Annotated in this window: 11 protein-coding genes and 2 pseudogenes; 10 read left to right on the forward strand and 3 right to left on the reverse strand. The window is 59.3% G+C overall.

What is annotated here, in order from left to right; all coding sequences use genetic code 11:
• Window positions 1-324 precede the first annotated feature (324 nt).
• The 8 genes from BN77_RS29075 (at window position 325) to BN77_RS29110 (ending at window position 7,359) form a co-directional block, all read left to right on the forward strand.
• Window positions 325-645, forward strand: a complete 321-nt coding sequence (locus BN77_RS29075) for a HesB/IscA family protein (RefSeq protein WP_007539067.1) — start codon at window positions 325-327, stop codon at window positions 643-645.
• A 22-nt stretch (window positions 646-667) separates the two neighbouring features.
• A complete protein-coding gene (locus tag BN77_RS31670) occupies window positions 668-1,630 on the forward strand; it encodes an iron-sulfur cluster scaffold-like protein (protein ID WP_007539070.1) in 963 nt (320 codons plus the stop codon).
• Window positions 1,627-2,793, forward strand: a complete 1,167-nt coding sequence (nifS, locus tag BN77_RS29085) for a cysteine desulfurase NifS (protein WP_007539072.1) — start codon at window positions 1,627-1,629, stop codon at window positions 2,791-2,793. The genes BN77_RS31670 and nifS overlap by 4 nt, the downstream gene beginning before the upstream one ends.
• Window positions 2,794-3,182: 389 nt before the next feature.
• The gene (gene nifW, locus BN77_RS29090; RefSeq protein WP_007539073.1) at window positions 3,183-3,566 is read left to right on the forward strand and encodes a nitrogenase stabilizing/protective protein NifW; all 384 of its coding nucleotides are present in this window, start codon (window positions 3,183-3,185) and stop codon (window positions 3,564-3,566) included.
• Between the two features lie 184 nt (window positions 3,567-3,750).
• On the forward strand, window positions 3,751-4,602 hold the full coding sequence (locus BN77_RS29095) for an electron transfer flavoprotein subunit beta/FixA family protein (RefSeq protein ID WP_007539075.1): 852 nt from the start codon (window positions 3,751-3,753) through the stop codon (window positions 4,600-4,602).
• Between the two features lie 15 nt (window positions 4,603-4,617).
• Window positions 4,618-5,727: an electron transfer flavoprotein subunit alpha/FixB family protein gene (locus BN77_RS29100; RefSeq protein WP_028748977.1), complete on the forward strand. Its 1,110-nt coding sequence runs from the start codon at window positions 4,618-4,620 to the stop codon at window positions 5,725-5,727.
• Window positions 5,728-5,739: 12 nt separating this feature from the next.
• Window positions 5,740-7,047, forward strand: a complete 1,308-nt coding sequence (locus BN77_RS29105) for an FAD-binding protein (RefSeq protein ID WP_007539080.1) — start codon at window positions 5,740-5,742, stop codon at window positions 7,045-7,047.
• 12 nt (window positions 7,048-7,059) lie between these two features.
• A complete protein-coding gene (locus tag BN77_RS29110; protein WP_007539082.1) occupies window positions 7,060-7,359 on the forward strand; it encodes a ferredoxin family protein in 300 nt (99 codons plus the stop codon).
• 365 nt (window positions 7,360-7,724) lie between these two features.
• Here BN77_RS29110 and BN77_RS34515 read toward each other — a convergent pair whose 3' ends face one another.
• Complete coding sequence (locus BN77_RS34515) at window positions 7,725-7,964, reverse strand: hypothetical protein (protein WP_007539086.1); 240 nt, start codon at window positions 7,962-7,964, stop codon at window positions 7,725-7,727.
• 259 nt (window positions 7,965-8,223) lie between these two features.
• Here BN77_RS34515 and tnpB point away from each other — a divergent pair, with 259 nt between their 5' ends.
• Both tnpB and BN77_RS35340 read left to right on the forward strand, forming a co-directional pair.
• On the forward strand, window positions 8,224-8,580 hold the full coding sequence (gene tnpB / locus BN77_RS29120) for an IS66 family insertion sequence element accessory protein TnpB (protein WP_007539090.1): 357 nt from the start codon (window positions 8,224-8,226) through the stop codon (window positions 8,578-8,580).
• Window positions 8,581-8,598: 18 nt separating this feature from the next.
• Window positions 8,599-8,974: pseudogene (locus BN77_RS35340) on the forward strand (IS701 family transposase); the annotation flags it as partial.
• Window positions 8,975-9,028: 54 nt separating this feature from the next.
• Here BN77_RS35340 and BN77_RS32920 read toward each other — a convergent pair.
• Window positions 9,029-9,424 (reverse strand): annotated as a pseudogene (locus BN77_RS32920) (transposase); the annotation flags it as partial.
• On the reverse strand, window positions 9,412-9,591 hold a 180-nt coding region (locus BN77_RS34325; RefSeq protein WP_167540392.1), incomplete at its 5' end, for a hypothetical protein. The pseudogene BN77_RS32920 and the gene BN77_RS34325, both read right to left, overlap by 13 nt.

Here is a 9,591-nt window from a genome sequence, read left to right on the forward strand (position 1 = left end):
GGTTTAATCAACGGGGGAGCTGAGGCCAAATACCAGATCTCGCCTAATGGACAAGTCCGACAGCAGACATTGGTTCCCCGGCATTTTGCGCAGAACTGCGACGAACTTTCATCCGGCGGAGATGAGGGCCTCGGCCGGAAATTGGCGCACAGAGATGCCTTGGCAGAAGTGTCGGAATCGACCCGTCTTCGGGATTTCCGATGACGTGGGACATCCAGCACCGGGTGGCAGAGACATCCTCCTGTTCCCGAGTGTCTTCTCTCTTTGGCACGGTACATGCACGGTCATCCGCGACCGCGCCATCGACTAAGGAGAAATCATCGCATGATCACGCTCACCGAAAATGCCGTCACCGTCATGAACTCTGCGCTTTCCCAAGCCGCCGAACAGGTGAAAGGTTTTCGCATCATGGTCGAGGCGGGCGGCTGCGCCGGCTTCAAATACGTGGTGGGGCTGGAGAGCTCCGCGCGCGAGGGCGACGCGGTCGTCGAAACAGATGGGGTCAAGGTGTTCGTGGACTTAGGTTCCCAACGACATGTGGCCGGCATGACCATCGACTTCGTCACGGGGCTCGAATCCTCCGGCTTTGTCTTCGACAATCCCAACGCGCGGGAGAAATGCGCTTGCGGCAAGTCCTTCGGCTGATCACCGGATCTGAGGAAGGGCTATGCTGAACTATAGCGAAAAGGTCAAGGAACAGTTTTTCCATCAGAGGGATACCGGCGTTCTGCAAGCAGCCAGTGAGACCGAGGTACGTGCCATGGCCGGCGGCAGTGCGCTTGAATTGAAGAACAGAGTCGATCCGGTGGTGCAACCGATTATGTCCGCGAAATTTCAGATGCGCCGCTGCCTCTACGCTATCGTCCGCTCGTCGAAGCCTACCGAACTCATCATCGGCAAAATCGTCTATGAAGCACTCCGGATCACCAATCAGTATTTGGCAGGATTTTTCAATCGTCTGCCGCCGGAGACGATGCATTGTTCAGCGATTGGTTATGCTGCGACCGCCTTTTTCCGCGGTCGGGAATGCGTCGAGGATCGGGAGGCCGGCGCCTTCTTCTACAAAGACCTCGGTGTCGATGAAGTGTTGATCAGAGGGATGCCCTTATCAACAAGCTCACCACGATTGAGCGGGTCACTGACGACGCCAAGCCTCGCAGCCAGGTCACATGCTTCAAAGCCATCGAAGCAGTGGTTTTCCGGCTTCGCGCAGCGTTGGTCAACGAAGGCCACATTAAGAAAGAGGAGGCCTTCCCGACCGGCACAAAAGAGGTCCGCGCGCTCAAGAGCACGGCGCGGTCGGAGCCGCTGTGAAAGCAGCAATCGTTTCCGGGACCCGTACAACCGCGCCGCCCGAAACAGTTCAGGTCTCAGCGGGAAGGTCCGGCAAATGACGACGCTGCAGCGAATTCGACTGAACGGAACCGCTCCCGAGGGCATGCGTTCTCACCTGCGCGCTGACGGCGGAGACTGCGACCTTGTCGATGGCAACCGCGATCAGGCTACGTCAAACCGTTGTGCGCCGGGACCCCTGGTCTGCTTGCCTTGGTCACTATTAATCGATCCTCAACGAGACCACCGAGCCCTTAGCCCTTTGCGTCATTCCCATCCGCCGAGATTGCACTCATGAGATCTATCTATCTCGACAACAATGCAACGACACGGGTCGATCCTGAAGTGGTTGAAGCCATGCTGCCGTTCTTTACGGATCAATTCGGAAATCCTTCGTCGACGCACGCTTTTGGCTCCCCCGTCGGCGTGGCGGTGAGGAAGGCGCGCCGGCAGTTGCAAGCACTGATCGGCGCGGAGTTCGATGATGAGATCGCGTTCACCTCGGGCGGGACGGAAAGCGACAATGCGGCGATCCTTTCGGCGCTCGAGGTGATGCCCGACCGCACAGAGATCGTGACTTCCGCAGTCGAGCATCCAGCCGTGCTGTCGCTCTGCGCCCATCTTGAGAAGGCGCGCGGCGTCAAGGTGCACAGGATCCCAGTGGATCGCCATGGCAGACTCGATCTTGAGGCCTACGGGACCGCCCTCACTCATCGCGTGGCAATCGTTTCGATCATGTGGGCGAACAATGAGACGGGCACGATTTTCCCTGTGGCTATGCTTGCCGAGATGGCCAAGAAAATCGGCGCACTATTCCACACGGACGCGGTCCAGGCAGTCGGCAAGGTTCCGATGGACCTGCAATCGACTGCAATCGACATGCTGTCGTTATCCGGACACAAGTTCCATGGACCAAAGGGTGTCGGCGCACTCTATCTCAGACGGGGCGTGCCCTTCTCGTCGCTGATTAAGGGAGGCCATCAGGAGCGCGACCGACGCGCGGGTACAGAGAATACGCCCGGCATTGTAGGTTTAGGCAAGGCTGCCGAGCTCGCGTTGAAATTCATGGACGACGAGAACATACGGTTGAAGTCGCTTCGAGACCGCCTGGAGAAAGGTGTTCTCCAGCGTGTTCCAGACTCCTTCGTTACCGGCGATCGGCTGGAGCGGTTGCCGAACACGGCAAACATCGCCTTCCAACATGTCGAAGGCGAGGGTGTGCTTCTTCTTCTCAATCGTAGTGGCATTGCCTGCTCTTCCGCCTCTGCCTGTACCTCCGGTTCGCTGGAGCCGAGCCATGTCTTGAGGGCGATGGACATCCCTCATGCTGTGGCACACGCGACAATCCGCTTCTCATTCTCACGCGATAGCTGTGACGAGGATGTCGACCGTGTGCTCGAAGTTATAACTGGCATCGTGGAGAAACTACGGGACGGTTCCCGGTCTCGGCCACGTGGCTAAAAGCTGCAATCCGGTCCCTGCAAAGGAGAAGAGCAGGCGCTCATGAAACGACAAATCTTTCTCAACGATACGACCTGCAAGACGGCGAGCAGTCGCCCGGCGTTATATTCACTGCGGCAGAAAAGCCCGGGCTCGTTCAGTCACGTCGATTGCCGGGTCATCGCCAATGCAGTGGTCATCGAGGACGTCCCGCCCAGTGTCACCGTAATGGGCATCTCGGTCGCATCGGTGGATCGATCTCAGCCACCAGCCAATACGCGATCCAGTGCCGACGCGGCTGCCTTACCTTCGACCGCTTCTCATTCCTCGAACAGCGCATTTCGCAGGTTGCAGCGGCAGCTAGCGGCGAAATGGTCTCGAGATCACCGCTCACGATCAGGGAGAACCCAATGTGCCGTTGCTCAACTGACAGCAATCGCATCAATGTCAACGACATCCTCGAGCGGCTGAAGCGCCTGTCGGCTGCGGAGGAGTTCTTCGCAGTCCTTGGGGTCTCCTATGACCCGAAGGTTCTTGATGTCTCACGACTCCATATCATGAAGCGCATGGGGCAGTACCTAGCTTCAGAGGACTTCTCCGGTCTCCCCGACCGGGTGATCGCTACCCGGGCAGGCGCCATGCTGGAACGCGCCTACGATGATTTCGCGAATTCCCCGCCGCTCACGCACCGGGTCTTCAAGGTGCTCAAGGACCACGATCCGGACAACCCCGTCACACCGGGCCGCACCTTCGTCCCGTTGGACTCCTTCCTGAGGCCGTTCGAGAAGGAATGAGCGTGTCACGGTTGCGACACGACAATGTCGAGAAGTCGGCAAATCCAGCCATAGGGCCGCAAGAATTAAAAACGCCTGCATTTCAAAGGGATAGAGGAATGCAACGTAGTTGGCACTTATGATGCTTGCAAGGATATGAAGTGCCAAGCCCGCCATCCATATAGGGAGGGAGTAAGAAATCGCCATGCACATCGTAATCTGTATCAAGCAGGTGCCGGATTCCGCACAGATACGTGTCCATCCGGTGACGAACACAATCATGCGTCAGGGTGTGCCAACCATCATCAATCCCTATGACCTGTTCGCCTTGGAGGAAGCCCTTGAATTGCGCGACTGTCATGGCGGAGAGGTCACCGTGCTCACTATGGGGCCGCCCATGGCAGAGGACGCGTTGCGCAAGGCGCTCACCTACGGCGCCGACCGCGCCGTACTCCTGACGGACCGCCATTTTGCCGGCTCTGACACTCTTGCAACCTCATTCGCTCTGTCTCAAGCAATCGCGAAAATCGGAGAGACCTTCGGCACGCCTGACATCGTCTTCACGGGCAAGCAGACGATCGATGGAGACACCGCCCAAGTCGGGCCTGGCATCGCCAAGCGCCTCGACCTGCTGCAGCTCACCTATGTCGCGAAGATCGCTTCTATTGATCTCAATGCGCGTGAGATCATGGTGGAGCGTCGCTCGGAAGGTGGCACGCAGACGCTGAAGAGCAAGCTCCCTTGCCTCGTTACCATGCTGGAAGGCACCAACGAGATCCGCCGCGGCTCGCTCGACGACGCGCTGCGCGCCGCGCGCAGCGAGATCGTCAAGTGGAGTGCTGCCGACGCTGGCATTGAGGACCTCACCAAATGCGGCCTGCGTGGCTCGCCAACCGTGGTCAAGCGAGTCTTTGCACCTCCTGAGCGGGTGGAAAAGGCAGAGCAAATCGACACCACCGAAAAGACGCCGCGCGATCTCGCGGATGAGTTGATCGCCGGGATCTTCTCGCGCCAGCCGGCGCTGGAAGACGAACTTGCCTTCAACGGCGAGGCGTGAAGGCGAGGAGCGACGATATTGAGCACGAATCGAGAAACCCCTCCTCCAGCCGCTGGCCGCGCCGGCATGAAGAAGGAGCTGCCCGAGCAATTTAAGGCCTATCGGCACGTTTGGGTCTTTATCGAGCTGGAGCGCGGCCAGGTCCATCCGGTCTCCTTCGAGTTGCTCGGCGAAGGCCGCAAGCTCGCCGACAAGCTGGGCGTCCAGTTGGCCGGCGTCGTTCTCGGACCGCCGGGAGAGGCCACCTGGTTTGCCATCGCAGAGGCTTTTGCTTATGGCGCCGACCTTGCCTACATCGTCGAGACCCCACTGCTCACCGACTATCGGAACGAGCCTTTCACCAAAGCGTTGACGGATCTGGTTGTTACCCACAAACCCGAAATTCTGCTTTTAGGGGCGACGACGCTCGGCCGCGACCTTGCCGGTTCCGTGGCGACGACCTTGTTGACAGGGCTCACGGCTGACTGCACCGAACTCGATGTGGATGCGGACGGCTCCCTTGCGGCGACCCGGCCGACCTTCGGCGGCTCCCTGCTGTGCACAATCTACACGCTCAACTGCCGGCCGCAGATGGCAACGGTGCGGCCGAGGGTCATGGCAATGCCGCAGCGCGGGAATAATCAGGTCGGGCGTGTCATTCAACACAAAGTGCCGATGGTCGAGGAAGAGATCGTCACCAAAGTCCTCGGCTTCATGTCCGATGGTCAATCGGCAAAGGCCAATCTCGCCTATGCCGATGTCGTGGTTGCCGGAGGCCTCGGTCTCGGCGCGGCGGAGAACCTGAAGCTCGTGAAGAATCTCGCGCGGGCGATCGGGGCCGATTATGGCTGTTCGCGCCCTCTGGTCCAGAAGGGCTGGATGCCGGCTGATCGGCAGATCGGGCAGACTGGCAAAACTATCCGGCCGAAGCTCTACATAGCGGCCGGCATTTCCGGCGCCATCCAGCATCGCGTTGGCGTCGAAGGAGCTGATCTCATTGTAGCGATCAACACCGATGGCAACGCGCCGATCTTCGATTTCGCGCACCTCGGCGCCGTCACCGATGCGATCCGTTTCCTGCCGTCATTGACGGAACTCTTCACCAATCGGCTTTCGCCGCACAGTCGCGATAAGCTTGCAAACTGAGGGTGCACGGCCATGACCGAGGAAAAGTTCGATGCCATCGTTATCGGGGCCGGCATGGCCGGCAACGCAGCTGCTTACACCATGGCAAGCCGCGGCATGAAGGTGCTGCAGTTAGAGCGCGGCGAGTATCCGGGCTCCAAGAACGTCCAGGGCGCCATCATGTACGCGGACATGCTGGAGAAAATCATCCCGGATTTCCGAGATGATGCGCCTCTCGAGCGGCATTTGGTCGAGCAGCGCTTCTGGATGATGGACGACACATCCCACATCGGGATGCAATACCGGTCGGATGACTTCAACGAGTCGAGGCCCAACCGCTACACGGTCATTCGCGCCCAGTTCGACAAGTGGTTTTCGCGCAAGGTGCGCGAGGTCGGAGCGACGCTTCTATGCGAGACGACGGTGACGGAACTCGCCCGCGACGCAAAGGGCAAGGTGATCGGCGTCCGCACCGACCGCGGTGGTGACGGAATCCTTGCGGACGTGGTCGTTCTCGCAGAAGGCGTCAACGGACTGCTCGGCACGCGGGCGGGTTTGCGTGAAACGCCAAAACCCGAAACCGTGGCGCTCGCCGTCAAGGAAATGCATTTCCTGGCCGAAGAGGTGATTGACCAGCGGTTCGGCCTCAAGGCCAACGAAGGCTGCGTCATCGAGGCAGCTGGCACTATCTCCCGCAACATGGCCGGGCTCGCCTTCCTCTATACCAACAAAGAGTCGATCTCGATCGGCATTGGCTGCCTCGTTTCCGAATTCGCGGCGACAATGGAGAGCCCTTATGACCTGCTCGAAAAGTTCAAGAATCATCCGTCGGTCAAGCCGTTGATCGCGGGTTCGGAAGTCAAGGAATATGCCGCTCATCTCATTCCGGAAGGTGGCTACAAAGCAATCCCGCCGCTCTTTGGCAACGGCTGGGTCGTCGTCGGCGACGCGGCGCAGCTCAACAACGCCGTGCACCGCGAGGGATCCAATCTCGCCATGACGTCGGGGCGCATCGCCGGCGAAGCTATCGTCCAGATCAAGAATCGCAAGAAGCCGATGATCAAGGAGAACCTCAGCCTTTACAAGGCGATGCTGGAGAAGTCTTTCGTCATCAAAGACTTGCGGAAATACAAGGACATGCCCGCCCTGCTGCACACCAACTCCCGCAATTTCTTCACAACCTATCCAAAATTGCTGTCGCAGGCCGCGCAGAACTTCATGCGAGTGGACAGCACCCCGAAAATCGAGAAGGAACGGGCGACCATGGCCGCCTTCATCAAGGCGCGCTCGCGCTTGGGGCTTGTCAGTGACGCCGTCCGATTGGCGCGCGCCTGGCGCTGAAGGAGAGATGAGATGACGGTTGCAGTGTCCAAGATACGCGTAGAGGATAAGCTTTACCAAAACCGCTACGTAGTCGATTCAGGACGCCCGCACATTAAAGTGCGACCGCACCAGCGGCCGAGCGTAAATCTCTACGCCCTGACGAGTGTCTGCCCGGCCAAATGCTATGAATTGAATGATCAGGGCCAAGTGGAGATCACCGCCGACGGGTGCATGGAGTGCGGCACGTGCAGAGTGCTTTGCGAGGCAAGTGGTGAGATCGAGTGGAATTACCCGAGAGGCGGCTTCGGTGTTCTCTTTAAGTTCGGATAACCGCTTGCATTAACTCAGGGGCCTCGAACCAGCATCGCGATTTGCAGCCAAAGCTGCAGCATTTTTGCAAGATCCATGTCGGAATATTGAAAATCCGCATTAAAGGTTCATATGAATACGCGCAAACAGAGGTTTTAAGATTCGCACTAGATAACCAAGGCTTTGTAATGACTCACGTGCCCGCGCGATCGGTCGATGGAGTAGAACCTCTATCTGCACTAAACCTGTGCGCCAAGCGGGCATCCCATTCAGCAGAATCTATGAGATATCGAAGGTTCTGACTGCCCCGGCCCGGCCAGAGATCACGCTTGCCAATGTCGTGAACGTTCGCGAGCGCGACGAACACCCCACCTTTCCTTTTGAGATTAAGGCCGCGAGATAAGCTTCTTCATCGATAGGAGCGGAATGGGATGGTTGGAGATCACGCTGATGCCATGCTTGAAGTCATGGATGAAGGCATGCATGAAGCCAGGCATGAGGGAACGTATCGTCGGATCGAGGTGATCACCGGTCGGCGGCAGCGACGGAATTGGACTGACGAGGAGAAGGCGGGATTCTTGCGGAAAGCGCGGAACCTCGGCCGTTACCCGGCTCTGGGGCGTCAATCGCGGTTTGCTGAACGTCTGGCGTCGGGAAGCTGGCCCTGACCTCTCGTCGCTCTTCCAAGACCTGTGCGCAGCAGGCGATGTTCGTGCCGGTGACGGTGGTTGGCGATCGAACGTCTCCCGAGAGCTCGCCGTCGGATTTTGCCCACTTCGCCGCAGGTCGGATTGAGATCGAGCTTGCTGGCGCGCGCATGAGGGTTATCGGCTCGGTAGCGCCTGAGCTGGCACAAGCGATGGTGGCGGCGTTGCGAGGGCGCCGGTGATCGGAGTTTCGCCAAATGGCGTGAAGATCATGGTTGCGACGCAACCTGTCGACTTCCGGCGCGGCATGAATGGCCTGGTGGCTTTGGTAACGTCAGCTCTTGCGGCCGATCCCTATTGTGGCGACGTGTTCGTGTTCCGCGCCAAGTGTCTGGATCGACTTCGCTGCATTTACTGGGACGGATCAGGCATGATTTTAGCGACGAAGTGGCTCGAGGCTGGCAAGTTCGTTTGGCCGCCGATCCGCGATGGCGCGATGCAGATGAGTGCCCAGGAGTTCTCGCTTTTGCTTGATGGTATTGACTGGACGCGCGTCAAACGAAACGCGGTGAGGAAACCCTCAAAAGCAGGCTGATCCTATTGGTTTTGCTTGCTGATGCGCCGCAGCCCCGAGCACAGCCCGGTGTCAGTCAAGGCTTTGGCGCGGGAACTGCCGCAAGATGGCTGGCAGACTATTGGCTGGCGGGAAGGCACCAATACTGACCTCAGCTCCCGCTTCGCCGCCGATGCGTGTGAGGCCCGCGTCAAGGGATTACACATTAACCGAGCCTCGCGCCGAGGAATGGCCGCTGATCGAATGGCCCGACGGCAATACCGAACCGCTCAAATACTGGCTCTCCACGCTTGCCGCCGCCGCTTCGCTCGAAACACTCGTCAGCACCGCCCAAGCTGCGCTGGCGCATCGAGCGCGACTTCAGGAACTCAAGCAGGAACTCGGGCTCGGCCATTACGAGGGACGCGGCTGGCGCCCGCCCGTTTCCACGCCAAGGCGCGGGTGGCAATGGTCGGCTGCACGCCCACGACATAGTCGAGGCTGAGCGCCGACAGGCCGGTGCGGAACGCGCCGTCGCGCCATAGCCGGCGTCGGCCAACACCACGCCGGGCGCAACTCCGGCCGCCTGCGCGGCTCGGATCTGGTCGAGCGCAATGGCCGGCTTGGTCTGGAATGCGACGCTGTCAGGGATTTCGCCTTACGCCGCCGCCCGGTATCGTCGGCCCAGATCTCGGGCAGATAGGCAATCGGCAAGCTCGCCGCGACGTTGGCGATTGATGACGGCGACCTGGCAGTTGTCCTGCTTGCCGAGTTGGCCGCAATACTGCCGCGCGACCCCGACCGAATGCTTGCCCTTCCTGGGAAAGCCAGTGTCATCGACAATCCACGCTTCAATCGGCCCATGCCGCTCGATCAGCGGCAGCACCAAATCGCGCAGGCATGGCCGATCACATCGACGAGACTATCGACATAAGCCGCAACACCTGCTTCACTTCCAATGCTCGCGCCATTCATCCCAGCTTGCTCCTGCTGATCACGAATCGCCACGTTGCCGAGCGTCTTGGGGTCCACGAGCATACGGTTGGCAAGTGG

This window comes from Rhizobium mesoamericanum STM3625 (assembly GCF_000312665.1).
GTDB lineage: Bacteria > Pseudomonadota > Alphaproteobacteria > Rhizobiales > Rhizobiaceae > Rhizobium > Rhizobium mesoamericanum.